Here is a 25,525-nt window from a genome sequence, read left to right on the forward strand (position 1 = left end):
GATGTTCGGCATCATGTAACTTGCACGAAATCGCATCAGGGCCAACGTCGTCCCTACTGCACCAGCCTCCAAAGACGACGACGGGAGAGCCGATGCTGTCTGCATCCATGCACTCCGCCAACGAGCCCCAGGCCGGCGCCGCCCGCCCGCCGTACGCGCTCGTTCCGGATGCGCGACCTGCTGCTCAGGGCCTGTACGACCCGCGGAACGAGCACGACGCCTGTGGCGTCGGATTCGTCGCCACGCTGACCGGCATCGCCGACCACACCGTCGTCGAGCAGGCACTGACCGTGCTGCGCAACCTGGAGCACCGCGGCGCCACCGGCGCCGAGCCGGACTCCGGTGACGGCGCCGGCATCCTCACCCAGATCCCCGACGCCTTCCTGCGCGCCAAGGTCGACTTCGACCTCCCGGCCGCCGGCTCCTACGCGGTCGGCATCGCCTTCCTGCCCGACGCCGACGACCAGGACGCCGCCGCCGTCGCGCGGATCGAGGCCATCGCGGCCGAGGAGGACCTGACCGTCCTCGGCTGGCGCGACGTCCCGGTCACCCCGGACCTGCTGGGCGCCACCGCCCGCGGCGTCATGCCCCGGTTCCGCCAGCTGTTCCTCGGCGCCGCGGACCTGAGCGGCATCGAGCTCGACCGGATCGCCTTCGTGGTCCGCAAGCGCTCCGAGCGCGAGGCCGGGGTCTACTTCCCGTCGCTGTCCGCGCGCACCATCGTCTACAAGGGCATGCTGACCACCGGCCAGCTGGAGCCCTTCTTCCCCGACCTGTCGGACCGGCTCTACGCCTCCGCGCTCGGTCTGGTGCACTCGCGGTTCTCCACCAACACCTTCCCGAGCTGGCCGCTCGCCCACCCGTACCGCTTCGTCGCGCACAACGGCGAGATCAACACGGTCAAGGGCAACCGGAACTGGATGACCGCCCGGGAGTCCCAGCTCGCCACCGACCTGATCCCCGCCAACCGCAACGGCCAGGGCCTGGAGCGGATCTTCCCGGTCTGCACCCCGGACCACTCCGACTCGGCCTCCTTCGACGAGGTCCTGGAGCTGCTCCACCTCGGCGGCCGTTCGCTGCCGCACGCGGTGCTGATGATGATCCCCGAGGCGTGGGAGAACCACGTCACGATGGACCCGGCCCGCCGCGCCTTCTACCAGTACCACTCCAACCTGATGGAGCCCTGGGACGGCCCGGCCTGCGTCACCTTCACCGACGGCACGCAGATCGGCGCCGTGCTGGACCGCAACGGCCTGCGCCCCGCCCGCTACTGGATCACCGAGGACGGCCTGGTCGTCCTCTCCTCCGAGGTCGGCGTGCTCGACATCGAGCAGACCCGGGTGGTCAAGAAGGGCCGGCTGCAGCCCGGCCGGATGTTCCTCGTCGACACCGCCGAGCACCGGATCGTCGAGGACGAGGAGATCAAGTCGGCGCTGGCCGCCGAGCACCCCTACGCGGAGTGGGTCGAGGGCGGGCAGATCGAGCTCGCCAGGCTCCCCGAGCGCGAGCACATCGCGCACACCCACGCCTCCGTCACCCGCCGCCAGCAGACCTTCGGCTACACCGAGGAGGAGCTGCGGGTCGTCCTGGCCCCGATGGCGAAGACCGGCGCCGAGGCGCTCGGCTCGATGGGCACCGACTCGCCGATCGCCGCGCTGAGCGAGAAGCCGCGACTGCTGTTCGACTACTTCGTGCAGCTCTTCGCGCAGGTCACCAACCCGCCGCTGGACGCCATCCGCGAGGAGCTCGTCACCTCGCTGCTGTCCAACCTCGGCCCCGAGGGCAACCTGCTGGCCGCCGAGGCCGCCTCCTGCCGCTCGGTCGGCATCACCTTCCCGGTGATCGACAACGACGAGCTGGCCAAGCTGGTCCACATCAACGCGGACGGCGACCAGCCCGGCCTCAAGGCCGTCACCCTGTCCGGCCTGTACCGGGTCGCCACCGGCGGCGAAGGCCTGGCCGCCCGGCTCGCCGCCATCGCCGGCGAGGCGGACGCGGCGATCGCCGACGGCGCCCGGATCATCGTGCTCTCCGACCGGCACTCCGACGCCGAGCACGCCCCGATCCCCTCGCTGCTGCTCACCTCCGCGATCCACCACCACCTGATCCGCACCAAGCAGCGCACCCGGGTGTCGCTGCTGGTCGAGGCCGGCGACGTGCGCGAGGTGCACCACGTCGCGCTGCTGATCGGCTACGGCGCCGGCGCGGTCAACCCGTACCTGGCCATGGAGTCGGTCGAGGACCTCGTCGCCCAGGGCACCTTCCTGACCGGTGTCGAGGCCGACAAGGCGATCAAGAACCTGATCAAGGCGCTCGGCAAGGGCGTGCTCAAGGTGATGTCCAAGATGGGCATCTCCACCGTCGCCTCCTACCGCGGCGCGCAGGTCTTCGAGGCCATCGGCCTCGCCCAGGAGCTGGTCGACGCCTACTTCGCCGGCACCACCAGCAAGCTCGGCGGCATCGGCCTGGACGAGGTCGCCCGGGAGACCGCCGCCCGGCACGCCAAGGCGTACCCGGCCTCCGGCATCCCGGCCGCGCACCGTGCCCTGGAGATCGGCGGCGAGTACCAGTGGCGCCGCGAGGGCGAACCGCACCTGTTCGACCCGGACACCGTCTTCCGGCTGCAGCACTCCACCCGCAACCGCCGGTACGACATCTTCAAGCAGTACACGGACCGGGTGAACGAGCAGTCCGAGCGGCTGATGACGCTGCGCGGCCTGTTCAAGCTCGACGGGCTCGGCCGCACCCCGGTGCCGCTCGAGGAGGTCGAGCCGGTCTCCGAGATCGTCAAGCGGTTCTCCACCGGCGCCATGTCGTACGGCTCGATCTCGCTCGAGGCGCACGAGACGCTGGCGATCGCGATGAACCGGCTCGGCGCCAAGTCCAACACCGGTGAGGGCGGCGAGGACCCGGACCGCCTGTACGACCCGGAGCGCCGCTCGGCGATCAAGCAGGTCGCCTCCGGCCGCTTCGGCGTCACCTCCGAGTACCTGGTCAACGCCGACGACATCCAGATCAAGATGGCCCAGGGCGCCAAGCCCGGCGAGGGCGGCCAGCTGCCCGGTCACAAGGTCTACCCGTGGGTCGCCAAGACCCGGCACTCCACCCCGGGTGTCGGTCTGATCTCGCCGCCGCCGCACCACGACATCTACTCGATCGAGGACCTGGCGCAGCTGATCCACGACCTCAAGAACGCCAACCCCGAGGCCCGCATCCACGTGAAGCTGGTCTCCGAGGTCGGCGTCGGCACGGTCGCGGCCGGCGTCTCCAAGGCGCACGCGGACGTCGTGCTGGTCTCCGGCCACGACGGCGGCACCGGCGCCTCGCCGCTGACCTCGCTCAAGCACGCGGGCGGCCCCTGGGAGCTCGGCCTCGCCGAGACCCAGCAGACCCTGCTGCTGAACGGCCTGCGCGACCGGATCGTGGTGCAGACCGACGGCCAGCTGAAGACCGGCCGCGACGTGGTGATCGCCGCGCTGCTGGGCGCCGAGGAGTTCGGCTTCGCGACCGCCCCGCTGGTGGTCTCCGGCTGCATCATGATGCGCGTCTGCCACCTGGACACCTGCCCGGTCGGCGTCGCCACCCAGAACCCGGTGCTGCGCGAGCGCTTCTCCGGCAAGCCGGAGTTCGTGGTCAACTTCTTCGAGTTCATCGCCGAGGAGGTCCGGGAGATCCTGGCCGGCCTGGGCTTCCGCTCGATCGAGGAGGCCGTCGGCCACGCCGAGCACATCGACGCCGAGGCCGCGGTCGACCACTGGAAGGCCGCCGGGCTCGACCTGGCCCCGCTGTTCCACGTCCCGGAGCTGCCCGAGGGCGCGGCGCTGCACCGCACCACCACGCAGGACCACGCGCTGGACAAGGCCCTGGACAACCAGCTGATCGACCTGGCCCAGGACGCCCTGGAGAACGGCGACGCCGTCCGCATCCAGCTGCCGATCCGCAACGTCAACCGGACCGTCGGCACCATGCTCGGCCACCACGTGACCAAGCGGTACCGCGGCGAGGGCCTGCCCGAGGGCACCATCGACGTCACCTTCACCGGTTCGGCCGGCCAGTCCTTCGGCGCCTTCGTGCCGCGCGGCGTGACGCTGCGGCTGGAGGGCGACGCCAACGACTACGTCGGCAAGGGCCTGTCCGGCGGCGTGCTCGTGGTCCGCCCGGCCCGCGACGCGGCGGCCATCGGCAACGACGCGCAGAACCACGTCATCGCCGGCAACACCATCGGCTACGGCGCCACCAGCGGCCGGATCCACCTGCGCGGCAAGGCCGGCGAGCGGTTCGCCGTCCGCAACTCGGGTGCCACCCTGGTCGTCGAGGGCGTGGGCGACCACGGCCTGGAGTACATGACCGGCGGCCGGGTCGTCATCCTCGGCGAGACGGGGCGCAACCTGGCGGCCGGCATGTCCGGCGGCGTCGCCTACGTGCTGGACCTGCGCCCGGCGAACGTCAACAGCGGCATGGTGGGCATCGAGGCCCCCGGCGCGGCCGACCGCGAATGGCTGCGCGAGACCGTGCAGCAGCACTACGAGGAGACCGGCTCCACCGTCGCGGCCGAACTCCTGGCGGACTGGGGCAGCGGGGTCTCCCGCTTCTCCACGATCATGCCGACCGACTACAAGGCAGTGCTCGCCGCCAAGGACGCCGCTGAGCGCGATGGCCTCTCCGAGGCCGAGACCACTCGCAAGATGATGGAGGCGGCACATGGCTGACCCCAAGGGCTTCCTGACCACGCCCAAGCAGCTCGCCGAGCGGCGTCCCGTGGACGTGCGCATCCGGGACTGGAACGAGGTCTACGTCGAGCGCAGCCTGCTGCCGATCATCACCAAGCAGGCCGGCCGCTGCATGGACTGCGGCATCCCGTTCTGCCACAACGGCTGCCCGCTCGGGAACCTCATCCCCGAGTGGAACGACCTCGCCTACCGGGACGACTGGTCCGGCGCGATCGAGCGGCTGCACGCGACCAACAACTTCCCGGAGTTCACCGGGCGGCTCTGCCCGGCGCCCTGCGAGTCGGCCTGCGTGCTCGGCATCAACCAGGACGCGGTGACCATCAAGAACGTCGAGGTCACCATCATCGACAAGGCCTGGGACCGCGGCGGGGTCACCCCGCAGGTGCCGGAGCGGCTGTCCGGCAAGACGGTCGCCGTGGTCGGCTCCGGTCCGGCCGGGCTGGCCGCCGCCCAGCAGCTCACCCGGGCCGGGCACACCGTCGTGGTGTACGAGCGGGCCGACCGGATCGGCGGACTGCTGCGCTACGGCATCCCCGAGTTCAAGATGGAGAAGCGCCACATCAACCGCCGCGTCGAGCAGATGCGCGCGGAGGGCACCCGGTTCCGCACCGGCGTGCACGTGGGCGAGGACATCACCGGGCAGCAGCTGCGCGAGCGCTTCGACGCGGTCGTCGTGGCCGCCGGCGCCACCACCGCCCGTGACCTGCCGGTGCCCGGGCGCGAGCTCAAGGGCGTCCACCAGGCGATGGAGTACCTGCCGCTGGCCAACAAGGTGCAGGAGGGCGACTTCGTCGAGCCGCCGATCAGCGCCAAGGGCAAGCACGTCGTGGTCATCGGCGGCGGCGACACCGGCGCGGACTGCGTCGGCACCGCCCACCGGCAGGGGGCGCTCTCGGTCACCCAGCTGGAGATCATGCCGCGGCCGGGCGAGGAGCGGCCGGCCGGCCAGCCGTGGCCGACCATGCCGATGACCTACAAGGTCACCTCCGCGCACGAGGAGGGCGGCGAGCGGATCTACTCCGTCTCCACCACCCACTTCAGTGGCGACGAGGACGGCAACGTCCAGGAGCTGCACCTGGTCGAGGTGGAGTTCAAGGACGGGAAGTTCGAGCAGGTGCCGGGCAGCGAGCGGGCGATCCCGGCGCAGCTGGTCACCCTGGCGATGGGCTTCACCGGCACGGACGTCCGCAACGGTCTGGTCGAGCAGCTGGGCGTGGACCTCGACGCACGCGGTAATGTGTCCCGGGACGCGAAGTTCGCCACCAATGTCGATGGCGTCTACGTCTGCGGCGATGCCGGCCGTGGCCAGTCGCTGATCGTCTGGGCCATCGCGGAGGGCCGCTCGGCCGCCGCGGCGGTCGACACCTACTTGGGCGGCAAGACCCCGCTGCCCGCACCGATCCGGCCGACGGACCGCCCTCTGGTGGTCTGATCCGGTCCAGGTAGCCCGGCGCCGCATTCGCCGGGTCGTACCGAGCCGCACCCCGTCAGCGTCGCCGGGCCACCGCGGTCCCTGGCGCCTGCCCACATCCCCGACCAGTTTGGGGGCAGGCGCCGTTCGCGTGCCCGGGGGCGGTTCTCAGCCCTCCGGGACGAGTTCGGGGAACAGGACGGGGCGCCCGGCGAGGTTGAGCACCACCCGGTCGCCGAGGGGGCGGGTGAAGGCGAACCGGGGGTACTGGGCGTTGCTGGGCTCCGGGCAGGTCCTCGGGCGGCCGGTGGTGCGGCCGATCAGCACCAGGACGTCGGCGGTCGCGTACACCTCGCCCGGCCGTGCGTCGGCGCAGTTCTCCGGCCTGACCATGCCCTCCAGCCACTGCTCCTCCTCGGAAGCGAGGACGACATCGGTGACGCCGGCGGGAAGGTCCGCGTCCTCGACGCTGTAGTCGATGAACGGCGCCTGCGACTGCACGGCGGCCACCGCGTAGGGGTGGTCGAGGCCCGCGAACACGAACTCCCAGACCGGTGCCGTGACCGTCCCGCGACTGGTGCGCTGGCGGCGGGTGGAGGGTCGGACGGCCGTGACGGTGAGCCGGGTGTCGCAGGGTTCGTTACGGCAGCCGTCGCGGTACCTGATGCGGTCCTCGTAGACGGTACGCGGGTCGGTCAGCGGCAGGGCCGTGGACGTCCCGTCCGGGAAGGAGACCGTCCCGGTGCCGGAGAACGGCGGGAAGTCGGTGGCGAGGTCGATCCGGCCGTCGAGGAAGGCCGCGAAGGCTCCGTCGTCCGAGGTGAAGTCCTCCGGCAGCCAGGTCTCGCCGCCCAGGGCCGGGTAGTAGCCGGTGCGCCAGATCCGCTCGGCCTCGGAGCCGGGCCAGGCCTCCGCCACCCGGCGGGCCCGGTCCATGACCTCGGCGGTGAGGGGCGGGGCGTCGGCCTGCTCCGGGACGGCCTGCTCCGGGACGGCGGGCGCGGCCGCTGGCGCGCGGGAAGGTTCGCCGGGGACGGCGGCGAGCACGGACAGCACGGCGAGCAGGAGCGCGGCGGTGGGCAGTCGTCTCAGCACACCGTGGGGGACGTTCGGTCGCGCGCTCGGGTTCCGTCAACTGTTGTCGGTTCCGGCCGAGTTGTGGTCGACCTACGGGTGGTGGCGGGGGTTGGGGATGTGCACGGCGGCGGCGGGGGACTAGAGTGCGTTCCGGGGAGCTACGGTTCGGCTACCGCGCGTATCCGGACGCTGCTCGTCCGGGCGGCCCCGAGGGGGCGGAAGATCCCGATGAGGGCGTTCCGAGGACTGTTGTTCGTCGGTCCCTGGTGGAAGACTGCGGCCACGGCCGGGGGGCTGCTGACGTGCGGAGGTTGAGGCGATGAGTGCGACTCAGGCGGGTGGCGGTGCCACGGTGCGGCGTCTGCTGCTGGGGTCGCAGCTGCGACGGCTCCGGGAGGCCCGCGGGGTCAGCCGGGAGGAGGCCGGGTACTCGATCCGGGCCTCCGAGTCGAAGATCAGCCGGATGGAGCTCGGCCGGGTCGGCTTCAAGGAGCGCGACGTCGCCGACCTGCTGACCCTGTACGGGGTCGACGCGGAGCCGGAACGGGCCTCGGTGCTCGGGCTGGTCCGGGCCGCCAACGCGACCTCCTGGTGGCACGGGTACGGGGACGTCCTGCCGGGCTGGTTCCAGAACTACCTCGGCCTGGAGGAGGCCGCCACCGAGATCCGCAGCTACGAGGTCCAGTTCGTCCACGGGCTGCTGCAGACCGCCGACTACGCGCGGGCGGTGATCACCCACGGCGGCCATGTGACCGAACCGGCCGAGATCGAGCGCCGGGTGGAGGTGCGGCTCAAGCGGCAGCACGTGCTGGGCGCCGAGCGGGCGCCGCGGCTGGTCGCGGTGCTGGACGAGGCCGCGCTGCGCCGCCCCTGGGGCGGTCAGCAGGTGATGCGGGCGCAGATCGACCGCCTGCTGGAGCTGACCGAACGCCCGAACGTGGTGCTCCAGGTGATGCCGCTGGGCTTCGGCGGGCTGCGCGCGGAGGGCGGGGCGTTCTCGGTGCTGGCCTTCGACGAGCAGGAACTGCCGGACATCGTCTACCTGGAGCAGTTCACCACCGCCCTCTACCTCGACAGACCGGCCGAGGTCGCCGAGTACGCGGGGGCGATGGACGGTCTGGTGGCGGACAGCCTTTCCCCTGAGCGGACACGAGAAGTTCTCCGCTCCGTACGCCAAGAGCTGTAGCAGGTAAGTACGATGAGCCCCGATCAGTTCTGATCGCGAACGACCGTTGGAGAATCGCGGGCGTTCCCGAACGGTATGAGAGGGATCGGATGTCGTACCTTTCCGAGTTGGCGCTGCAGTACATCGACGGCGAGTGGCGCGAGGGCAGCGGCTCCTGGGACATCGTCGACGTCGACCCCTTCACCGGGGACAAGCTCGCGAGCATCACCGTGGCCACCGTCGACGAGGTCGACCAGGCCTACCGGGCCGCGGCGACGGCGCAGAAGGAATGGGCGGCCACCAACCCCTACACCCGGCGGCTGGTCTTCGAGCGCGCGCTGCGGATCCTGGAGGACCGCGAGCAGGAGATCACCCGGGACATCATGGCCGAGCTCGGCGGCACCGCCGTCAAGGCCTGGTTCGAACTCTCCCTCACCAAGGACATGCTGCGCGAGGCGATGCAGCTGTCCCTGCGGGCCGAGGGACGGCTGCTGCCCTCGCCGGTGGACGGCAAGGAGAACCGGCTCTACCGGCTGCCGGTCGGCGTCGTCGGGGTGATCAGCCCGTTCAACTTCCCGCTGTTCCTGTCGATGAAGGCCGTCGCCCCGGCGCTGGCGCTCGGCAACGGCGTGGTGCTCAAGCCGCACCAGGAGACCCCGGTGGTCGGCGGCACCCTGATCGCCAAGATCTTCGAGGAGGCCGGACTTCCGGCCGGCCTGCTGAACGTCGTGATCACCGACATCGCCGAGATCGGTGACGCGTTCATCGAGCACCCGCTCGCCAAGGTGATCTCCTTCACCGGCTCCGACAAGGTCGGCCGGCACGTCGCCACCGTCGCCGCCTCCCACTTCAAGCGGACCGTGCTGGAGCTCGGCGGCAACAGCGCGCTGATCGTGCTGGACGACGCCGACATCGACTACGCCGTGGACGCGGCCGTGTTCAGCCGCTTCGTGCACCAGGGCCAGGTCTGCATGGCCGCCAACCGGGTGCTCGTCGACCGCAGCGTCGCCGAGGAGTTCACCCGGAAATTCGTCGCCAAGGTCGCCACCCTGAAGGTCGGCGACCCGAGGGACCCGGCCACCCACATCGGCCCGCTGATCAACCCGGTCCAGGCCGACGCGATCTCCGCACAGGTGGACCAGGCCGTCGCCGACGGCGCGACCGCGCTGCTGCGCGGCACCACCGTCGGCAGCCTGATGGACCCGGTCGTGCTCGGCGGCCTGCCCGCCGGCGCGCCGATCCTGCAGCGCGAGCTGTTCGGCCCGGTGGTGCTGGTGGTCGAGTTCGACGGCGAGGACGAGGCGGTGCGGATAGCCAACGACACGCCGTTCGGGCTGAGCGGCGCGGTGCACACCGCCGACGTCGAGCGCGGGGTGCGGGTCGCGCAGCGGATCGAGACCGGCATGATCCACGTCAACGACGGGACCATCGCGGACGAGCCCGTGGTGCCCTTCGGCGGCGAGAAGAACTCGGGCGTCGGCCGGCTGAACGGCGAGTCCACGGTGGACGCCTTCACCACGGTGAAGTGGATCTCGATCCAGCACGGGCGCAGCCGCTTCCCGTTCTGAGCGGCTCCGGGGACCCGGCCGGCCCGCTGGAGGGCCGGCCGGGCCCCCGTTCTCCGGTGTCCGACGGATCGAAGGGGTGGCCGGGTGACCGGGTTTCAGGAGATCGGCCGGGAGTGGCTCGCCGGGGACGGCGGGGACGGTGACGGGGCGGACGGTGCGCGGCCGCCCGCCGATCTGCGTCCCGAAGTCCCGCACCCCGCCCGGATGTACGACTACTACATCGGCAGGTACTTCCTCTAAAGACACACCTACCCGCGACGACTGTTCCCAAACCCCCTGGGGGCATGAAATCGCAGTTCAGCGCAGGGTCGCCCGAAGATCACCACCCCGAGGCAGGCACGTGTCGGCGAGGTGGCGGGAAGCTTTGGGCGGGGTCCTGCCGGTGGTGGGGTCGAGCATGGCCGGGGGGCCGTAAGCTGGCGCGACTCGGTCAGGGCTTCTGGGCCTGACCGCAATTTGGCCGAGTGGCCCCCCGGTCTTGCTCGACGCGGGCCCCGCCAGCGGTGGGTGCGTAAAGCTTCCCGCCACCGATCCCCGCCCGTGCGCGGCAGCCAGCTGGCGAGGTCTCCGCCTGGACGCGGAGGGACCCCGCCGCACTGCTGCGACGGGGTCCAGTTGGTGAGCGCCCGGGGCGCGGCATCAGATGGTGCCGAACTCCCCAGCGCGCACGGCATCGATGAACGCCGCGAACTCCGACGCGGGAAAGACAAGCGTCGGACCAGAGGGATCCTTGGAGTCGCGGACCGGGGTAAGGCCCGGGAGGCTACCTGACACCTCGATGCACTGTCCCGCCTGAGCGCTGTGGGAACTCTTGCGCCAAGTGACACTGTGTAGATCATCCATGCTCGAAGCCCTTCCGTACATCCCGAATGAACTCTCGACTGGCTGCTCGGGGCAGCGCCTCGGCCTGAAGATGATCGTACTCACTGGTCCACTCCGCCAGCGTCTTGGGATCACGTTCAAGGAAGCCACGCCGCTCCGTCTCGCCATAGCCAACGATGGACCTGTTTGGCATGGTCAGCAACGTAATTGGGTGCGCAAACGGCCGGCTCTCACCCGCAGCGAACGGGCTCACCTGAACAAGGAAGCGGGGGTGGACCGCGAGTGATTCAAGGTGCTGAAGCTGCGCCACCATGACCTCGTGGCCGCCGATCGGCCGTCTAAGCGCGCCTTCGTCTATGACCGCCTGAACGAGCGGCATGGGGTCTTGCATAAGTGCCTGCTGCCTGCGGAACAGCAGATCGGTTCGCTCGTCAGCCTGCTCTTGCGTCGCAATTCCTCGCAGCACTGGGGCTTCTTGGTAGGCACGAACGTATGCAGCGGTTTGAAGGAGGCTGGGCACGATGTTGATCTCGAACAGCCTCAGAGTCGCGGCCCTCGACTCATCACGGAGGTACTCCTCGAAGCCCTCGAACAGGGCACGTTGACCAGAGTTGCCGAACTGCCTGACAAACTGCTCGCCCGAACCAAACGCACTGTCAAGTGCTGTCGCGATCCGTTGAGTTAGTTTTCTTCGCCCGTTTTCGAGGGCTGAGATGTATGACGACGTGCAACCAATCAACGCTGCAAGTTCTTCCTGCGTCCAGCCTCGCTGCTCACGTGACGTGCGAAGCAGTACCCCGAACTCGGCAGCCGGGCTCGCTTGAGGATCAAGTTCGCGCCTATTCACGGAAGTTCGTCCTACCAATCCAACAGCTTGAGACAGGTTGAACAGTCCTTGGACTGTACGCCACAGTGAAGCCGTTCCGGTAGTGAAGCGACTACGGAAGGGAACGGTCATGCTGCGTGGCAAGAGGGCGAAGCTGCACTGTCCTGAACTCGGCGAGCTCGTGAGCGACTTGGCTCACGGTGGCAAGGTCGGGGCCTACATGGGGACGGAGGGCGGGGAGGTCTACTTGCGTCGTCCGTCGGGTGGGTGCGAGTGGACGACTGACCCCGGTTCGATCGAGCCGGTTGAGCTGCCCGCCGGTTCAGCGGCGCCGCCGGTCACCGGTGCGGCCTGACCGACACATCGCAAGCTCCCGCCTCGGCGGTCCGGCGTCGGCGTGCTCGTTGACTGTCGGGGCGGGGCGGGTCCCCGGGGAACGCTCTCCTGCGTGCTCCTCGGGTGGGTGTTCACGTTCTGGGTCGGACGCGTGGACACCCTGGCCCCACACGTTGTGAACGTCAGCGTGTGGGGCCTCCGGCCCTGGGCGGTCCTCCCCCCGCCCGCTCGGGGCCAACATCCGCTGTGCCGGTCGGGGCTGTCCGGACGGCACGGCGAAGGGTCCCGCCCCCGGGCCGCACACCCGGGGGCGGGACCACCGCATCGGGCCCCTCCCGTTCGGCGGCACGGGAGGGGTCTTCCCCCAAATCTGAGTTGATCCCTGGAGGATCAGATGAGTACAACGGGTTCGACCGTCCTCGGAGTTCAGCCGAGACGGCGTGTGAACGCCATGGTGCTGCTCCGCAGTCAGGGCGGTGACGTGCTGCTGCTGAAGCCGTCGTACCGGCTGGACTGGATCCTGCCGGGCGGGGGCGTCCACCCCGGTGAGTCGATCGCCAGTGCAGCCACTCGCGAGCTGGGCGAGCAGTTGGGGCTGCGCAGGAAGGTCGCACATGCCCTGATGGTCGACCAGTCGCCGGCGAACCCGGACGCCTGGCAGCCCGAGGGGTTGGGAGTCGTGTGCGACGGGGGGCTGATGTCCCGTGCGGAGGCGGACGCTCTGTCGCTGCCCATGTGGCCGTGCGGGATCGAGGAACTGGGTTGGGTTGCGCCCAAGCGCCTGCGGGAGCACGTGGCGCCGCACATGGAGTACCGAATCCGTGCCGCGCTCGCGGCGGTGACGGTCGGTATCCGGAGGCCGTTGCCGTACAACGGCGAGTCGGCCCAGGGCTAGTTGAAGGCTCCGTGTGCACGGGGGTGCACACGGTAGGGGTCCCGCTCGCTGCTGAGACCTCCGTCCGTGCCGGGCGGGACCCGCATTACAGGAGAGGTGGGCGCATGACGGAGGAACAGGGACGGCCGAGCAATCGTCCGCACATTCCCCTGCCCCGGGGCAGTCACATGCCGCACAAGCGCGACATCGCGTTCACTGGCCCTTCGGTCGGCTCGATCGGGCTCGACACCAGGACCGATGGCCGAGTGGGGTTCGTCCATGTGGTGAATACGGGTGTCGTGTGGCTACGGGAGCCGGGCGCGTTCGAGCGCGTTTGGGACTGCCCGGTCCGTGACGTCGGACCACCCTCGGCGGAGGAAGCGGAAGAGGCCCGGAGCCTCGATGCGCCGCTGTACGACGAAGAGGAGTGATCGTGCCTATTCCGCGCCGGGGGCTGTTCGTCGGGCCGGTGGTCGCCGACGCGTTCGAGAGTCTGGGCGAAGCTGTCTACGCGAGGCAGTTCGAGGATTACACGAGTGACTGCCACTGCCTGCACCGGAGGCTCGGCGGGTGTGTGGATGATCTGGGGCTGCCGCCGCGTGGGGGTCTGTTCGTCCACCGTGACGGACGCCGTGGCGTCTTCGTCCGAAGGATGCGCAGGCACGACCCGGTGAGTCTGCGTGTTGTGCAGACCGCCGTGGTGTTCGAGTACGCCACCGACAGCGGCCGCTGTCTCGGCTGGGCGTTGAAGTGCGCGAGCCTGAACCCGTCTTCTTGAACTGAAACCCAAGGGCTCCGTGTGCGCTCGGGAGTGCGCACGGTCGGGCCCCGCGCGAGGGAATGATCACCTGGCGGGGTCTTGCACGACCTGCCGTGCGTCCGTGCGGTGGGAAGCACTGCCTAAGGAGAGTCAGGAATGCCCTGTCCCGTCTGTGGTGCGATCATGGACTCGTCCCGCACCCCGCAGGTCTGCGGTAGCTGCGGTTTCGTCCTGAACGGGCGAGTGGCGCCGGCGAACCCGGTACCGTCGAACCTGCTGCCCATCGTCTCGGTCACCGTGAGGTAGGTATGAGTTCTCCGCGCTGCGGCAAGTGTCGATGGCCGGTCGAGTTCGGTCCGGCCGGTGGGTATGTCTGCGGACATTGCTGGTACGTGGTCACCCCGCCCGAATCCCCGGGGCGGCGAGAGGTTCACGCCCCGGAGGCGGGCGTGTCCGGCGTGCACTGCGCACACTGCGGCGCGGAGATCACCTATGGGCCCGACGGTGGGTACGTCTGCGGCATGTGCAACTACGTCGTCGAGCCTCCGAGTGCGTCACTGACACGCAAGCACATGGCGAAGGATCGGGCCAACCGTCAGCGACGGGCGGCGGAGGATCGCGGCATGCTCCTTGCTGCTGAAGCCAGGGCGCGGAGGCGGGAGGGCTGAGACCGTTCGGCCCTCGGCCCCGTCCTGCCGGTTCACCAGCAGGGCGGGGCTCAGTCCGTTTCTGTCCCGGGCCGGTCGGTCACGAAGCTGCCCATGCCAGGGCGGGTGATCACCAGGCCGGTCGTCCGCAGGTGGGCGATCGCCTTGCGGATCGTCTTCCGGTCCACCCCGAACTCCGCCGTGAGCTTGACCTCGGACAGCATGTCGCCGGGTTGCAGCTCACCGGCCTCGATGCGCGCAGTGATGATCTGGAGGATCTGTTCCCACTTGGCGCGGGTCGGGTTGAACTCGATCACCCCATGACCGTAGCCGTGACAGCTGTCCAGGCATAGCCATGGATGTCCATGGACAGGTATGGACAGGTATGGACAGGCTGAGTACCGTCGTCAACAACAAGAACCCCCGGAGCCGCTTAGGACCGGCTCCGGGGGTGGCCGCCGAATGCTTTCTGAGGAGCACTCGACATGTCAGATCTTACCTTCTGGGTGTGGTGCGCCGGTGCCGCCGGCTGCGTGGCCGGGGCCGGGGTGCTCGCGCTCTGGCTCACCGCCGATCTGACGCCCAAGGGGCGTCACCGGGCGTGCGGGGAGTCGATCACGATCGAACTGGACGGGCTTCGGGCCCCCGCGTACGACCGCCGTCCGGTGCCGGTTGCGCCGCGCGGCGAACCGGTCCTCCTTCCCGCTGTGCTGCCTGTGCCGGTGGTCGTGCCGTCCGGTGTGCCCACGCGGCTGGACGTGGAATCGGGGGTGATCGAGCGGGAGCGTCGTGCCGTTCGCGTCCTCGGGGCTGTCGGGCCGGAGCGTGTCTCCGGGGGTGCCTCCGGGGAGGAGTCGGAGCCCCCGCACGTGGTGCCGCTGTGGGAGCGGGACGAGGAGCGGCGGCGGGTGCAGCGGCGGCGCGCGCTGGTGGCGGCGTCCATGGGACTGCCGGATCCCGGCCATTCGTACGAGGGTGCGCACGTCCTCGCTACGGTGGTGGCGTGATGACCCCGGCAACCACCCGGAAGCCCGTGTGCGGGGCCCGGCGGCCTGACAGTACGTCCCCCTGCGTGCTCGATCCGTTCCACCCCGGTGGCCACGTGAACAAGGCCGGGGAGGGCTGGCCGCGTGTCGGCCCGGTCTACTGCGCCCGGTGCCGGGGGGAGGCCGTGAGCCCGGTCCCGGGTGGCCACCAGGAGGCGACCGCCGGTTCGGGGATCACCGCGTGGGTGTGCTCGCCGAGCTGCTCGTAGCAGGAGTCCTGTTCGCCCCGCCCGTCGGGTTCGGGCGGGGCGTACGGCTGCCTGGTGCGCGCCGGGGGCGTGCGCGCCGGTCGTGGTTGAGGTAGTGGCGGCGTACGGCGACCGAGAGTAGTTTGGACGGCCCGCTGGGTCGGTGGACGGTCCCGGGGCGTGGTGTCCCGGGGCCGTTCGCGCTTCCGCACGGTCACGCTGCTGTCAGCGGGGTGTGGTATCGATTTTGAGTCAGCCGATGCGTATCGGCCACGGGGGCGGGCGGACAGTGCACGGGGGGCGGCGGGCATGGCGGACTTGGGCGATGACGGCGACGGTGACGACGGAGAGGTGTTCCTCGGCGGCGGACCCATGATCCCGGGCGTCGACTACGAAGCGGCGTGGCTTGAGGCCAGGGCGGCGGCGGTCGACCTGAACGCGGTACTGGCCGGGCTGGGGCTGGCCGGTGAGGATCTGATCAAGGCACAGGCCGGGTGGTCGGACGACGGTCGGGGGGTGGTCTTCCTGAAGGGGACGCCGTCGGGGGCGCGCAGGCTGCGGGTGATCCTCGACGGGATGGCGGCGCGGGGGGACGTCGGGGCGGACGGCGGGGAGTCCCGGGAGCCTGCCGGGAGTTGATCTTTGCGACGGTGCCGCGGCGTGGCTTCCGCGGTGCTGCGGGCCGGTTGCCGCGGTGGCTTTTTTCGCTACTCGGGGGTGCCGTCGGTCGGTCTGGCGCCCGGCCGGGACCGGCCGTCAGGCCGCATGCCCGGCCGGGGCGCCATGGGCGACCGGCGGCGCTGTGCGCCGCCCCTTGAGTGAGTAGAGAAAGTTTTCGACGGGCCGCCAGGTGGCCTTGCCCGCGAGTCAGGGAACATCGGTGGCTGGTCGTGACCACGGCGGTGTTGGACTGTCTGGCCAGCCTGCCGGTGCTTGGGATGTGTCCGGTCGCGGGGCACGATCGTAACTCGTTCGGAGTAGTGGTTTGGGCGAGCGGCGTGCAACTTTCCGTTGAGTCGATTAGATGAGTATGAACCGTTCCGGTTCGCCCCCGATGGTGAGGAGCAGCGATGTCCGTCTCCAAGGTGCGCCGTAGTGTTGCCACTTCCCTTCTCGTGCTGGCAATGGGTGCTGTCCCGTTGGTCGGTGCGGCGACCACCGCCCATGCCGAAGCGGTCGGCGGCGTTGGTTCGCCGAGTGCCGGTGCTGCGCGCCCGGCCGAGGGGCCCATTCCCTGTGCGGGCACCCCGCTGGAGGGCCTCTTCCTGTCGCTCGGCCCTGTCGGCGGATTCCTGACCGGCAATATCTGCACGAACGGCTGAACAGCCGATCGGATCGCGAAGGTGGCCGGTGCCTCCTCGGGGGCGTCGGCCACCTTCGGGCGTTTCGATCGCCGGATCGTGGGCCCGGCATGTGAGATGCCCGTACTACTTAGCGACGGGCCGGTGGGTGATGGTCAGTTGGGTGGCGGCGGCGGTCATGGTGAGGGTTTCGAGCATGAGGGGTCGGGCGTCGGCCTGGGTGCGGGTGACGCGCTGGGAGACCAGCAGAGGCACGTTCTCCGGGACGTTCAGCGCTGCTCGCTCGTCGGGGTTGGGCATGCGCGCGCTGACGCCCTCGTGCCATTCGATGGGGCCGTGTGCTGCGGCGAGTGCGGCGTAGGCGTCGGTGTTGAACAACTCGGGGTGCTTGGCCAGGACGGTGCTGGTGATCTGCTCCATGGGCAGCAGTCCGGTGTAGCGGGCGCGTAGTCCGCTGTCCTGGTGGGTGTAGAGGCGCTGGACGAGGAAGGCGGCTTCGCCTTCGTCGGCGGCGAGGGTTTCGGCGGCGCTGGCTTCGAGGCGCACGCGGTAGACGGTGGGCTCCTCGGCGTCGTGCCATCCGGCCGGGCAGTGGTACTGGTCGCCGGCGCAGACCACCGTGCGCTCGATGTCGATCGTGGCGCTCTGCTCGGGCTGCGGGCCCAGGACGAAGGTGCCGCGTCCCTGCTGGACGTTCAGGAGGCCGTCCGCGCGCAGCTCGGCGACGGCCTGGCGGACGGTGGGGCGTGAGACGCCGTACTGGGCGGTGAGCTTGTCCTCGGTGGGGATGCGCTCGCCGGGTCGCCACGTGCCCTTGGCGATGGCCTTGCGCATCTCGCGCGCGACCTGCTTGTAGAGCGCCTGTCCCTTCACAACAGCCACTTCGGCCCCTCCGACTGCGGACTGTTCGTGTCCGCCCTGGTCGATATCAAATCGTGACATGACGCGGGTTGCCGCTGATCAGCCCGCGTACCGGGGGCCCGGAATCAGCAGTCGTCAGGATGAATGCCCTTGCCTTCCGCGTCAAGTGGGCTCATGCTCGTCCTCCCGCCAAATTCATCATGATGACTGACGAATTTGGCTCTGACTCGGGAGGGGTGGAAGGGGCATGACCTTGAAGAACCTGCCGCTGGACGCCGCGCGGCTGGGTGTCGCGCTGTGCGTGTCGGTGGAAGCGAAGACGGACCCGGAGACGGGTGTGATCAAGACGGACCGGGACGGCAAGCCGGTCTGGGCGGTGGGTGTCGCGGTGCGGCCGGAGGGTCGCAGGACGGCGCTCATCGAAGTGTCGGTGACCGGTGAGCCCACGGGCATCGACGTGGGGCAGGTGGTGAGCCTGGTCGGGCTGGAAGCGTTCTGGTGGGAGATGAACGGCCGGGCGGGGCTGGCCTACCGGGCGGAGTCGGTGGAGGCTGCTCCGCCTGCCGTCAGGCCGGCGGTGGAGCCGCGCGCGTCGGGCGGGGCCTCGAAGTGAGTACCCGGCTGAGTGACGGTCGCGACTGGCGGGACCTGCGCGAGCGGTTGAGCGACCTGGGTGAGCTGGCCGGGGAGTTGGGGCCGGACATGGCGTGGGGCAGGGCGAGGTTCCTGTTCGCGATCGTCGCGCCGATGGCGGAGGACGCGGCGCTGCTCGCGCGGGACCTGGAGAGCGAGTTGCGGGCGCTGGCGATCCAGCACGGTGTGCCGCTGCCGCCGCCGGAGGGCATCGGGGGCGGTGGTCTGGGTGAGTGAGGAGAGGTGGCGGGCCCTGGTGGGTCCGGGCCGGGCGAAGCGGGAGTCCCGTCCGGCGGTGCCGGGCATGGCGGACTGGTCCACCCGGGCGTGTGCCGCGCTGATCGAGATCTCGATCGCCGGGGGGATCATGACGACCTACACGGCCGTCCTGTTCTACGCGCGCCCGCCGCTGGCGCTGCTGCAACTGCTCGCGATGCTCGTGAACTTCGACATGCAGGCCCTCTACAAGGTCCTGTACTGGGTGCTGCCGCTGGCGTTCCTGGTGTGGCAGTGGGCCCTTCGGGGGCGGACCGGTCAGTCGCTGGGGCAGCGGGTCATGCGGATCGTCACGGTCGATGAGGACACCGCCCGGCCGCTGGGTCCGGCCCGCTCGATCGTCCGCAGCCTGCTGCACGTGGTGGACATCGCGCCGGGGTTCTTCGGGTTCGTGCGCCCGCTGGTGCACCACCGACGGCAGACCTGGGCGGATCAGATCAGCCGCTCGGTCGTCGTCGACGTCGATGTGATCAACCAGATCGCGGAGGTGAGGAAATGAGCAGGATCGAGAACGCGGCCGAGGTGGCGGGCGCGTCGTCGCTGCCGCCGATCGTGTGGCTGCTGGCCGTGCTGGTGGCGGCGGCCATGGTGCTGGGGGTGCTTTCGCCGTGGTTGCGGCGGCGCTCGCCGAACGTGTGGTGGCTGCTGTGGGGGTTCCCGGTGACGGTGGTCCGCTTCCGGTGGACCTGGCGCAGGCTCTCGGACCTTCAGGGCCTGTCGGTGCCCTCGCGTCCGCCGACCGCGCTGCTGGGCAACGTGGTGGTGCAGGGCCGGGCGCTGAAGTCGGTCAAGCCCCGTGCGGGGGTGCCTCGTTGGCGGCGGGGCGGGATGACGGTCAAGGTCCGGCTGCACTCCGGGCAGACGCCGGAGGTGTACGCGGCGGCCTGCGGGGCGATGGCCCACGCCTGGCGGGTGTTCGCGGTGCGGGCGGTGTCCGACACCCGGGGGACGGTGTGGCTGGTGGCGAACGCCTGGGATCCGCTGAGCCGTCCGGCGGAGCCGTTCCGGGGGTCGGTGGGTCTGCTGACGGCGGTGGTCGGGGTCTGGGAGGACGGTGGGCGCTGGCTGGTGAACCTGCGCCGGGTCCCGCACTGGTTGGTCGTCGGCGCGACGCAGTCCGGCAAGTCGACGCTGCTGGCCTCGCTGGTGGCCCAGTGGTCCCGACAGCCGATCGCCCTGGTCGGCATCGACCTCAAGGGCGGCATGGAACTCGGCTTGTTCGCCCCGCGCCTGACGGCGCTTGCGACCAGTCGCCGGGAGGCGGTGGATCTGCTGGACGTGCTGGTGGAAGTGACCATGGGACGCATGGCGCTGTGCCGTGCGACGGGCGTCCGCTCGGTGTGGGAACTCCCCGACAAGCAGCAGCCGGTTCCGATCGTCGTCCTGATCGATGAGGTCGCGGAGCTGTACCTGACGGCGACGTCGGCGGACAAGGCCGAGGTGTCGCAGGTGTCGACGGCGCTGCTTCGCCTCGGCCAGTTGGGGGCGGCGCTGGGGGTTCACCTGATCGTCGCCGGCCAGCGGTTCGGCTCGGACCTGGGTCCGGGGGCGACGTCGCTGCGGGCCCAGCTCGCGGGGCGGGCCTGCTTCCGGGTGGCGGACAAGGGCACGGCGGAGATGACCTTGGGTGATCTGGACGCGGGCGCGGTGGACGCGGTGCAGTCGATCCCGGTCTCGATGCCGGGGGTGGCGGTGGCCCTGGGGGCGCCGGACGGCGGGTGGATGCGGGCCCGCTCGCACCTGGTGACCCCGGAGCAGGCGGAGGAGGTGGCTGTGCGGTTCGCCCATCTGCGGCCGTCGGTGGGCCAGTTGTACGCCGGATCGGCCGGGGCGGGGGGTCTGTCGTGAACGTCGCTCTGCCGCTGACGGCGTTCCTGGCGGTGGTCGTCGCGCTGCTGATCCGCTCGCGCGAGCTGAAGATCTGGCACGTGATCCTGGTGGGGGTGTTCGGGTTCTTCCTGGCCCAGACGCACCTGGCCGACCCGATCGGGGACGCGGTGCGCTGGCTGGTCACGGGCCTGACGCACTCCGGGGACCCGTCGGCACCCTCGACGCCGACCGCTCCGCCGACCACTCCGCCGCCGTGGCAGTGGAACGCCTGACGTCCGCTCGTTCGTCGTCCCCGGTCGCCCGGCTCTGCTCGGTGCGGCCGGGGACGGCCCGTTCTGCTCGGGGGTGCTTTTCGATGACAGGTCCGTTCGAGAGTCCTGCGGCCCGGCGTGCGTACCTGGTCCAGGAGGAGAGGATCCGGCACCTGGGCGAGGTGGACCGCGATCTGGTCCGCCTGGGGCAGATGCCGGGCCTGGCACGATGGTTGGAACAGATCTCGGCGACCGGGGGGTGTGCTCGGCCGGTGTACCTGCGGGGGATGTCGGCGACGTTCGACGCCGCGTCGGGTGCGCTGGTTCGCCGGTACAGCACAGCGGGTGAGCCCGGGGAGCGGCTGGCGGTGCGGTGCCGCAACCGGCGTGCTTCTCGCTGCGGGCCGTGCTCGTGGCTGCATCAGGGCGACAGCTGGCACCTGGTGCACGCCGGGCTCGCCGGCGGCAAGGGCATCCCGCAGGAGGTGCGGCTGCACCCGTCGGTGTTCCTGACGCTGACGGCGCCCTCGTTCGGCCGGGTGCACCGGGCCGGGCGCTGCCACCGGGAACGCCCCGGGGTCTGCGCACACGGACAGCCGCTGGGGTGCGGGCGCTTCCACGGGGAGGCCAGTGGTCTGGTCGGTGCCCCGGTGTGCGCGGAGTGCTACGACTACCCGGGCCACGTGCTGTGGAACGCGCACGCCGGAAGGCTGTGGAAAGCCTTCGGGGACACGGTCCACCACCGGCTTGCCTCGCTGGTCGGGGTCGCTCGCTCGGCGGTGCGGCGGCTGGTGCGGGTGTCAGCGGTGAAGGTAGCGGAGTACCAGCGCCGGGGCCTCGTGCACTTCCACGCGGTCGTCCGACTCGACGGCCCCGGCGGTGCGGGCGAGGTGCCGCCTTCGTGGGCCACGGCCGGGGTGCTGACGGAGGCGGTCCGTACGGCGGTCGGCTCGGTCGCGCTGAGTGTGCCGGAGTCGGCGGCCTACGGGACACGGCGGCTGCGGTTCGGCGTCCAGCTCGACGTGCACGAAATCCGCGGCGGTCCCGACGACCCGGGGACCGGTGAGCGGGTGGCGGCGTACGTGGCGAAGTACACGACGAAGGGGGCGGAGGCTGCGGGGGCGGTCGACCGACGGGTGACGAGTGCTGCCGAGATCCGGTCGCTGCGGGTGTCGGCGCACATGCGGGCGCTGGTGGGTACGTGCTGGCGGCTCGGCGCTCTGCCGGAGTTGGCGCACCTGCGGCTGCGGGCGTGGGCTCACATGCTGGGCTTCCGGGGGCACTGCCTGACCAAGACGCGGGCGTACTCGACGACGTACCGCAGCCTGCGGGCCGAGCGGGAGGACTGGATCCGGGGCGCTCCCCCGGAGGGCACGGTCACGGTTGGCGAGTGGCGGTTCGCCGGTGTGGGGCACCGCCCCGGTGAGGCGCTGATCGCTGAGCAGATCGCCGCCGACCGTGAGCGGACCCGGGAGATCGCCCGGGACTACGCGCCCCCAGGGTGGGTGGGTGGGGCGCGGCGGAGCGGTGGCGGGGCTGAGGGTGTGCGGTCGCCGGCTGAGGGGGGCTGTGATGAGTGATCTTTCCGGGTGGGCGTTCCCCCATGGTCCTGACGTGGGTGCGGCCGTGTGGGGGTTCACGACAGCGGATGCCGACATCGCCCGGGACCTGTCGGCAGCGGTCGGCGGCGTGCCCGAACGCGACGGCAGCGGGGTCTGGAGTCTGATCACTTACACGTCGGTGCTTCGGGTGGAGATCGGCGGCGGCTGTACGGTCGACAGCATGCCGTTCCGGCTGGCCTGCGCGCCGGGTCTGGGGGCGTTCGTGCTGCGGTTCGGCGCCTGGAGCCTGGCGGAGGTGCTGGGGGGTTCGGTGGTGGATGCGGTCATGGCACTTCGTTGCGCCGTGGTGGGCGAGTTGGCGGTGACCTCCCAGGACGTCAGCACGTTGGGCGGACGGATCATCCGTTACCCCGTTCCCTGCCTGACCCTGCGCACGTGACCGGTGCCCCGGACAGCTGAGTGACGCTGTCCGGGGCATCGTGCGGGTATGGCGCCTAGGAGGCTTGTGCGTAGGGGTTGAGACCGGCACTGATCGCGTAGCGCTGGGGAGCGTCCTCGGGGAAGAGCACGACCCTGACACCGAACTCGTTCAGCATTTCGCGCCGTGCCGCGTCGTCGGGGGCCGCGTGCCACTCCTGCGCGACCGTGCGGCCCGTCGGCATCATCCGCATGCCCGCCGGGCGCTCGGGACGCTCCTTGAGTTCCTTGATCTCCAGACCGAGAGCGGCGTAGGTCTCGGTGTACCACTTCGAATCGTCGTCGTCGGTGTACATGCCCTGTTTGCGGTCCTCGCGCAGCCGTGTCCGTTGTGCCTGGAGTTCCTCGATCCGGGCTGCGTACCCGGTGCCCGGGTCGTACATCTTCCGCATGACCTGGCCGCTTCCGTAGCGGCCGAGGAACCATTCCTCGGCGGCCTGGTCCAGGAGGCTGATCTGCATCGACGGCGCCGGCTGGCAGTTCGCCGACGCCGGGACTCCTCGGACACGGCCTGTGCAGCCGTAGGCCAACTCACGTTCCCGGCCTGCGATGTACAGACGGATTCCGCAGTTCCCGCACCAACCGACCCCGGACAGGCGACGAACCCCCATCGGGGCCCGGTCGCCGCCGGTCCTCTTCGGGTTCGTCTTCTCGATCAACGCGTCACGGGTGGGCCGGTCCCACAACGGGTCCGCCAGCCTGACCGGCTTCCCGTCCTGGCCCAGGACCGGCTTGCCCTGGTGCATCAGCAACCCGAGGGCGGCCTCACTGGTGAGGATCACGCGCAGCGTCTTGGGGGTCCACAGATGTCCCTTCAGGGGACGGCCGTAGATCTGGGCCCGCCGATCGGAGGGCGACGGTACACCTGCCCGGTTGAGCCGCGCGGCCTCGGTCGAGCATGTGATCTTCCCGGTCTCGTCGGCCAAGATCCGTTCCGCGACGTTCTGGATCACGTCGGCCGCTACCCGGTCGATCTCGACGTGATCAACGGCGCTCGTGGGGAACAGCCGAATGAAGTGGTATCCGTAAGAGGGCTTTTGCTTCGGTCGCCCGGTGGCGCGTGCGGTCGCTGTGTCGTCAACGTTCCGCTTCTGGATGGCGCGCAGTTCCATCTGCGACGCCCACGCCTTGATCATCCATTCGTTCTCGTCGGCCGGATCGGAGAAGTCCCACACGCCCCGGTGATCGGCGGTGACAATGATCTGCCCCGCCTTGGTGAGCATGTCCTGCGTGTTGAGCGTGTCACGGACGTTCCGGCCTACCCGGTCGACGGCGGCGGCAGCGATCCCGTCGTAGGGGCCCATCTCCCCCCGGAGCCACGGCCCCAGCTTGGGGCGGGTCATGGGGTCGGTCGCCCCGGAGACTTCAAGATCCTCCGCCCACGCGATGATGTGGGCTCCGACGTCCGACGCGGCGGAGAGGATCTGCCCCCGCTGCTTTCCCGGGCTGAAGGTCGAATCGGTCTTGCGGCTGAGACGTACCACTCCGATCAAGCAGAGACCGCATCCGTCGTACTCGCTGGTCAGCATGTGATCCATCATCAGCACTCCCTATGTTCTAGGGAAGTACCTGGGCGGCAAGGACAATTTCCCGGCCGACCGCGAGGCCGCCGAGAAGGTGCTCGCGATCAGCCCGATGGTGCGGATCAGCGCCCTCGCCAACCGGGCGTTCCTCGGCCGCGCGGTGCGGCACCTGGCCGAGGACGGCATCCGCCGGTTCGTCGACATCGGCACCGGCATCCCGAGCGCCGGGAACACCCACGAGGTCGCCCAGCGGGTGCGGCCCGACGCCCGGGTGGTGTACCTCGACAACGACCCGATCGTGCTGGTGCACGGCCGCGCGCTGCTGAGCGGCAGCACCCCGCAGAGCACCGCGGTGGTCCGGGCCGATCTGCGCGACCCGGCGGGGATCCTGGCCGCCCCGGAGGTCCGGCAGGCCCTGGACTCCGGCGAACCGGTCGGGCTGCTGCTGGTCGCGGTGCTGCACTTCGTCGACGAGCAGGACGACCCCTGCGGCATCGTGCGCACCCTGGTGGACGCCCTGCCGCCCGGCAGCCGGCTCGTGCTCTCCCACGGCACCCTGGACTTCACCCCCACCGCCGACGCCGCTCGCGGCCCGGCCGTCTACCGCAGTGCCTCCGCCCAGCTCACCATGCGCTCGCGCGAACAGGTGCTGCGCTTCTTCGACGGCCTGGAGCTCACCGACCCCGGCCTGGTCACCGCCCCGCTGTGGCGCCCCGACGCCCCCGAGCAGCCCACCGACTCCCAGGTCGGCATCTGGGCGGGCGTGGCGGAGAAGCTTCAGTAGCGGAGCAGTTCGGCGGTCTCCAGCTCGAAGGCGAAGGGTGCCGGGATCGGCACCGCGTCGCCGAACTTCCCGGCCCACCGGCGGTGGTAGGTGCCGCCGCCGGGTTCGGAGTGCAGGGCGAGGGTGCCCTCGCGCGGGTCGATCACCAGGTAGAGCGGGATGCCCATCTGCGGGTAGTCGCGGACCTTGCCGACCAGGTCGTTCTCCGGGTTGGAGGGGGAAACGATCTCGACGGCGATCACGGCGAGTTCGGCGGGGACCTGGTTGCCGCCGAGCTCGACGGCGGCGAGGGGGATGTAGGTCAGGTCGGGGTTGCGGAGCTTGCCGGTGTGCGGGGAGGCGAGGTCGGTGTTCTCGCTGGGCATCAGGTCGGCGGGGCAGTGCGCGTCGAACTGCTCGCGGACGAGCAGCAGGTCGCGCTGGTGGATCACCGACGGCACGGCCAGCACGATGATCCCGTCGCCCGACACCTCGATCTTCCAGCCCGACGGTGGGGTCAGGGTCCGGGCGTAGGCCAGCAGCCGGGCGTGCCGTTCGGGGATCCGGAACTCGCTCATGGGGCCATCCTCCCACCCTG

At 70.5% G+C, this 25,525-nt stretch carries 26 protein-coding genes; 19 read left to right on the plus strand and 7 right to left on the minus strand.

Annotation, left to right across the window (positions count from 1 at the left end; all coding sequences use genetic code 11):
* The first annotated feature begins 107 nt into the window (after window positions 1-107).
* Window positions 108-4,709 carry a glutamate synthase large subunit gene (gltB, locus tag BLU95_RS28055; protein WP_173862295.1) on the plus strand — a complete coding sequence of 1,534 codons (4,602 nt, stop codon included), beginning with the start codon at window positions 108-110 and terminating at the stop codon, window positions 4,707-4,709.
* Window positions 4,702-6,162 (plus strand): glutamate synthase subunit beta, encoded by a 1,461-nt coding sequence (locus BLU95_RS28060; RefSeq protein WP_093862414.1) that lies wholly within the window; start codon window positions 4,702-4,704, stop codon window positions 6,160-6,162. The genes gltB and BLU95_RS28060 overlap by 8 nt, the downstream gene beginning before the upstream one ends.
* A gap of 147 nt (window positions 6,163-6,309) precedes the next feature.
* On the opposite strand, the gene BLU95_RS28065 is transcribed toward BLU95_RS28060, so the two are convergent.
* Window positions 6,310-7,236 carry a hypothetical protein gene (locus tag BLU95_RS28065; RefSeq protein WP_093862415.1) on the minus strand — a complete coding sequence of 309 codons (927 nt, stop codon included), beginning with the start codon at window positions 7,234-7,236 and terminating at the stop codon, window positions 6,310-6,312.
* Between the two features lie 301 nt (window positions 7,237-7,537).
* Between BLU95_RS28065 and BLU95_RS28070 the strand changes: the two genes are divergently transcribed.
* From BLU95_RS28070 to BLU95_RS42490, 3 genes are all read left to right on the plus strand, one after another.
* Window positions 7,538-8,404: a Sco1979 family transcriptional regulator gene (locus tag BLU95_RS28070; protein ID WP_093862416.1), complete on the plus strand. Its 867-nt coding sequence runs from the start codon at window positions 7,538-7,540 to the stop codon at window positions 8,402-8,404.
* Window positions 8,405-8,493: 89 nt separating this feature from the next.
* Complete coding sequence (locus tag BLU95_RS28075; RefSeq protein ID WP_093862417.1) at window positions 8,494-9,951, plus strand: aldehyde dehydrogenase family protein; 1,458 nt, start codon at window positions 8,494-8,496, stop codon at window positions 9,949-9,951.
* Window positions 9,952-10,035: 84 nt separating this feature from the next.
* The gene (locus tag BLU95_RS42490) at window positions 10,036-10,191 is read left to right on the plus strand and encodes a hypothetical protein (RefSeq protein WP_159425013.1); all 156 of its coding nucleotides are present in this window, start codon (window positions 10,036-10,038) and stop codon (window positions 10,189-10,191) included.
* A gap of 399 nt (window positions 10,192-10,590) precedes the next feature.
* Here the strand turns inward: BLU95_RS42490 and BLU95_RS28080 are convergent, their stop codons facing one another.
* Both BLU95_RS28080 and BLU95_RS28085 read right to left on the minus strand, forming a co-directional pair.
* Complete coding sequence (locus BLU95_RS28080; protein ID WP_353653511.1) at window positions 10,591-10,815, minus strand: DUF397 domain-containing protein; 225 nt, start codon at window positions 10,813-10,815, stop codon at window positions 10,591-10,593.
* A complete protein-coding gene (locus BLU95_RS28085; protein WP_093862419.1) occupies window positions 10,787-11,731 on the minus strand; it encodes a helix-turn-helix domain-containing protein in 945 nt (314 codons plus the stop codon). Before BLU95_RS28085 ends, BLU95_RS28080 begins: the two co-directional genes overlap by 29 nt.
* A 646-nt stretch (window positions 11,732-12,377) precedes the next feature.
* On the opposite strand from BLU95_RS28085, the gene BLU95_RS28095 reads away from it, so the two are divergent.
* The 3 genes from BLU95_RS28095 to BLU95_RS28105 all read left to right on the plus strand — a co-directional run bounded on the left by BLU95_RS28095 (window position 12,378) and on the right by BLU95_RS28105 (window position 13,587).
* On the plus strand, window positions 12,378-12,830 hold the full coding sequence (locus BLU95_RS28095) for an NUDIX domain-containing protein (RefSeq protein ID WP_159425014.1): 453 nt from the start codon (window positions 12,378-12,380) through the stop codon (window positions 12,828-12,830).
* A gap of 104 nt (window positions 12,831-12,934) precedes the next feature.
* Window positions 12,935-13,240 carry a hypothetical protein gene (locus BLU95_RS28100; protein WP_093862422.1) on the plus strand — a complete coding sequence of 102 codons (306 nt, stop codon included), beginning with the start codon at window positions 12,935-12,937 and terminating at the stop codon, window positions 13,238-13,240.
* A 2-nt stretch (window positions 13,241-13,242) separates the two neighbouring features.
* Window positions 13,243-13,587, plus strand: a complete 345-nt coding sequence (locus BLU95_RS28105; RefSeq protein ID WP_093862423.1) for a hypothetical protein — start codon at window positions 13,243-13,245, stop codon at window positions 13,585-13,587.
* A gap of 700 nt (window positions 13,588-14,287) precedes the next feature.
* Here the strand turns inward: BLU95_RS28105 and BLU95_RS28110 are convergent.
* Window positions 14,288-14,533, minus strand: coding sequence for a GntR family transcriptional regulator (locus tag BLU95_RS28110; protein WP_093862424.1), 246 nt, complete (start codon window positions 14,531-14,533; stop codon window positions 14,288-14,290).
* A gap of 168 nt (window positions 14,534-14,701) precedes the next feature.
* Between BLU95_RS28110 and BLU95_RS28115 the strand changes: the two genes are divergently transcribed.
* From BLU95_RS28115 to BLU95_RS42495, 3 genes are all read left to right on the plus strand, one after another.
* The gene (locus tag BLU95_RS28115; RefSeq protein ID WP_093862425.1) at window positions 14,702-15,223 is read left to right on the plus strand and encodes a hypothetical protein; all 522 of its coding nucleotides are present in this window, start codon (window positions 14,702-14,704) and stop codon (window positions 15,221-15,223) included.
* A gap of 536 nt (window positions 15,224-15,759) precedes the next feature.
* Window positions 15,760-16,089, plus strand: coding sequence for a hypothetical protein (locus BLU95_RS28120; RefSeq protein WP_093862426.1), 330 nt, complete (start codon window positions 15,760-15,762; stop codon window positions 16,087-16,089).
* A gap of 431 nt (window positions 16,090-16,520) precedes the next feature.
* The gene (locus BLU95_RS42495) at window positions 16,521-16,772 is read left to right on the plus strand and encodes a hypothetical protein (RefSeq protein ID WP_159425015.1); all 252 of its coding nucleotides are present in this window, start codon (window positions 16,521-16,523) and stop codon (window positions 16,770-16,772) included.
* A 105-nt stretch (window positions 16,773-16,877) separates the two neighbouring features.
* On the opposite strand, the gene BLU95_RS28125 is transcribed toward BLU95_RS42495, so the two are convergent.
* On the minus strand, window positions 16,878-17,633 hold the full coding sequence (locus BLU95_RS28125; protein WP_159425016.1) for a GntR family transcriptional regulator: 756 nt from the start codon (window positions 17,631-17,633) through the stop codon (window positions 16,878-16,880).
* Window positions 17,634-17,865: 232 nt separating this feature from the next.
* On the opposite strand from BLU95_RS28125, the gene BLU95_RS28130 reads away from it, so the two are divergent.
* From BLU95_RS28130 to BLU95_RS28160, 7 genes are all read left to right on the plus strand, one after another.
* Window positions 17,866-18,225, plus strand: a complete 360-nt coding sequence (locus tag BLU95_RS28130) for an SCO3933 family regulatory protein (RefSeq protein WP_197698627.1) — start codon at window positions 17,866-17,868, stop codon at window positions 18,223-18,225.
* Window positions 18,222-18,482, plus strand: coding sequence for a hypothetical protein (locus tag BLU95_RS28135; RefSeq protein WP_093862428.1), 261 nt, complete (start codon window positions 18,222-18,224; stop codon window positions 18,480-18,482). Before BLU95_RS28130 ends, BLU95_RS28135 begins: the two co-directional genes overlap by 4 nt.
* Window positions 18,475-19,020, plus strand: coding sequence for an RDD family protein (locus tag BLU95_RS28140; RefSeq protein ID WP_159425017.1), 546 nt, complete (start codon window positions 18,475-18,477; stop codon window positions 19,018-19,020). Before BLU95_RS28135 ends, BLU95_RS28140 begins: the two co-directional genes overlap by 8 nt.
* Window positions 19,017-20,369 (plus strand): FtsK/SpoIIIE domain-containing protein, encoded by a 1,353-nt coding sequence (locus tag BLU95_RS28145; protein ID WP_231977822.1) that lies wholly within the window; start codon window positions 19,017-19,019, stop codon window positions 20,367-20,369. The genes BLU95_RS28140 and BLU95_RS28145 overlap by 4 nt, the downstream gene beginning before the upstream one ends.
* On the plus strand, window positions 20,366-20,623 hold the full coding sequence (locus tag BLU95_RS28150; protein WP_093862430.1) for a hypothetical protein: 258 nt from the start codon (window positions 20,366-20,368) through the stop codon (window positions 20,621-20,623). The genes BLU95_RS28145 and BLU95_RS28150 overlap by 4 nt, the downstream gene beginning before the upstream one ends.
* A gap of 83 nt (window positions 20,624-20,706) precedes the next feature.
* Window positions 20,707-22,182 carry a replication initiator gene (locus BLU95_RS28155; RefSeq protein ID WP_197698628.1) on the plus strand — a complete coding sequence of 492 codons (1,476 nt, stop codon included), beginning with the start codon at window positions 20,707-20,709 and terminating at the stop codon, window positions 22,180-22,182.
* Window positions 22,175-22,603, plus strand: coding sequence for a hypothetical protein (locus BLU95_RS28160; RefSeq protein ID WP_159425018.1), 429 nt, complete (start codon window positions 22,175-22,177; stop codon window positions 22,601-22,603). The genes BLU95_RS28155 and BLU95_RS28160 overlap by 8 nt, the downstream gene beginning before the upstream one ends.
* Window positions 22,604-22,658: 55 nt before the next feature.
* Here BLU95_RS28160 and BLU95_RS28165 read toward each other — a convergent pair whose 3' ends face one another.
* On the minus strand, window positions 22,659-24,182 hold the full coding sequence (locus tag BLU95_RS28165) for a recombinase family protein (RefSeq protein ID WP_231978865.1): 1,524 nt from the start codon (window positions 24,180-24,182) through the stop codon (window positions 22,659-22,661).
* Window positions 24,183-24,210: 28 nt separating this feature from the next.
* Here BLU95_RS28165 and BLU95_RS28170 point away from each other — a divergent pair, with 28 nt between their 5' ends.
* On the plus strand, window positions 24,211-24,948 hold the full coding sequence (locus BLU95_RS28170; protein ID WP_286158658.1) for an SAM-dependent methyltransferase: 738 nt from the start codon (window positions 24,211-24,213) through the stop codon (window positions 24,946-24,948).
* Here the strand turns inward: BLU95_RS28170 and BLU95_RS28175 are convergent.
* Window positions 24,942-25,505 (minus strand): Uma2 family endonuclease, encoded by a 564-nt coding sequence (locus BLU95_RS28175; protein WP_093862433.1) that lies wholly within the window; start codon window positions 25,503-25,505, stop codon window positions 24,942-24,944. The two genes, BLU95_RS28170 and BLU95_RS28175, sit on opposite strands and share 7 nt — an antisense overlap.
* Window positions 25,506-25,525 lie beyond the last annotated feature (20 nt).

Origin of the sequence: Streptomyces sp. TLI_053 (assembly GCF_900105395.1) — a bacterium.
Classification (GTDB): domain Bacteria; phylum Actinomycetota; class Actinomycetes; order Streptomycetales; family Streptomycetaceae; genus Kitasatospora.

What these genes read in the sequence shown, in the direction of transcription:
- BLU95_RS42495 (WP_159425015.1), top strand. Translation starts at nt 16,521, where the DNA reads ATGTCCGTCTCCAAGGTGCGCCGTAGTGTTGCCACTTCCCTTCTCGTG.
- BLU95_RS28175 (WP_093862433.1), bottom strand. Translation starts at nt 25,505, where the DNA reads ATGAGCGAGTTCCGGATCCCCGAACGGCACGCCCGGCTGCTGGCCTAC.
- BLU95_RS28100 (WP_093862422.1), top strand. Translation starts at nt 12,935, where the DNA reads ATGACGGAGGAACAGGGACGGCCGAGCAATCGTCCGCACATTCCCCTG.
- BLU95_RS28070 (WP_093862416.1), top strand. Translation starts at nt 7,538, where the DNA reads ATGAGTGCGACTCAGGCGGGTGGCGGTGCCACGGTGCGGCGTCTGCTG.
- BLU95_RS28120 (WP_093862426.1), top strand. Translation starts at nt 15,760, where the DNA reads ATGGCGGACTTGGGCGATGACGGCGACGGTGACGACGGAGAGGTGTTC.
- BLU95_RS28165 (WP_231978865.1), bottom strand. Translation starts at nt 24,182, where the DNA reads ATGATGGATCACATGCTGACCAGCGAGTACGACGGATGCGGTCTCTGC.
- BLU95_RS28155 (WP_197698628.1), top strand. Translation starts at nt 20,707, where the DNA reads ATGACAGGTCCGTTCGAGAGTCCTGCGGCCCGGCGTGCGTACCTGGTC.
- BLU95_RS28080 (WP_353653511.1), bottom strand. Translation starts at nt 10,815, where the DNA reads ATGTACGGAAGGGCTTCGAGCATGGATGATCTACACAGTGTCACTTGG.
- BLU95_RS28060 (WP_093862414.1), top strand. Translation starts at nt 4,702, where the DNA reads ATGGCTGACCCCAAGGGCTTCCTGACCACGCCCAAGCAGCTCGCCGAG.
- BLU95_RS28160 (WP_159425018.1), top strand. Translation starts at nt 22,175, where the DNA reads ATGAGTGATCTTTCCGGGTGGGCGTTCCCCCATGGTCCTGACGTGGGT.
- BLU95_RS28145 (WP_231977822.1), top strand. Translation starts at nt 19,017, where the DNA reads ATGAGCAGGATCGAGAACGCGGCCGAGGTGGCGGGCGCGTCGTCGCTG.
- BLU95_RS28115 (WP_093862425.1), top strand. Translation starts at nt 14,702, where the DNA reads ATGTCAGATCTTACCTTCTGGGTGTGGTGCGCCGGTGCCGCCGGCTGC.
- BLU95_RS28075 (WP_093862417.1), top strand. Translation starts at nt 8,494, where the DNA reads ATGTCGTACCTTTCCGAGTTGGCGCTGCAGTACATCGACGGCGAGTGG.
- gltB (WP_173862295.1), top strand. Translation starts at nt 108, where the DNA reads ATGCACTCCGCCAACGAGCCCCAGGCCGGCGCCGCCCGCCCGCCGTAC.
- BLU95_RS28085 (WP_093862419.1), bottom strand. Translation starts at nt 11,731, where the DNA reads ATGACCGTTCCCTTCCGTAGTCGCTTCACTACCGGAACGGCTTCACTG.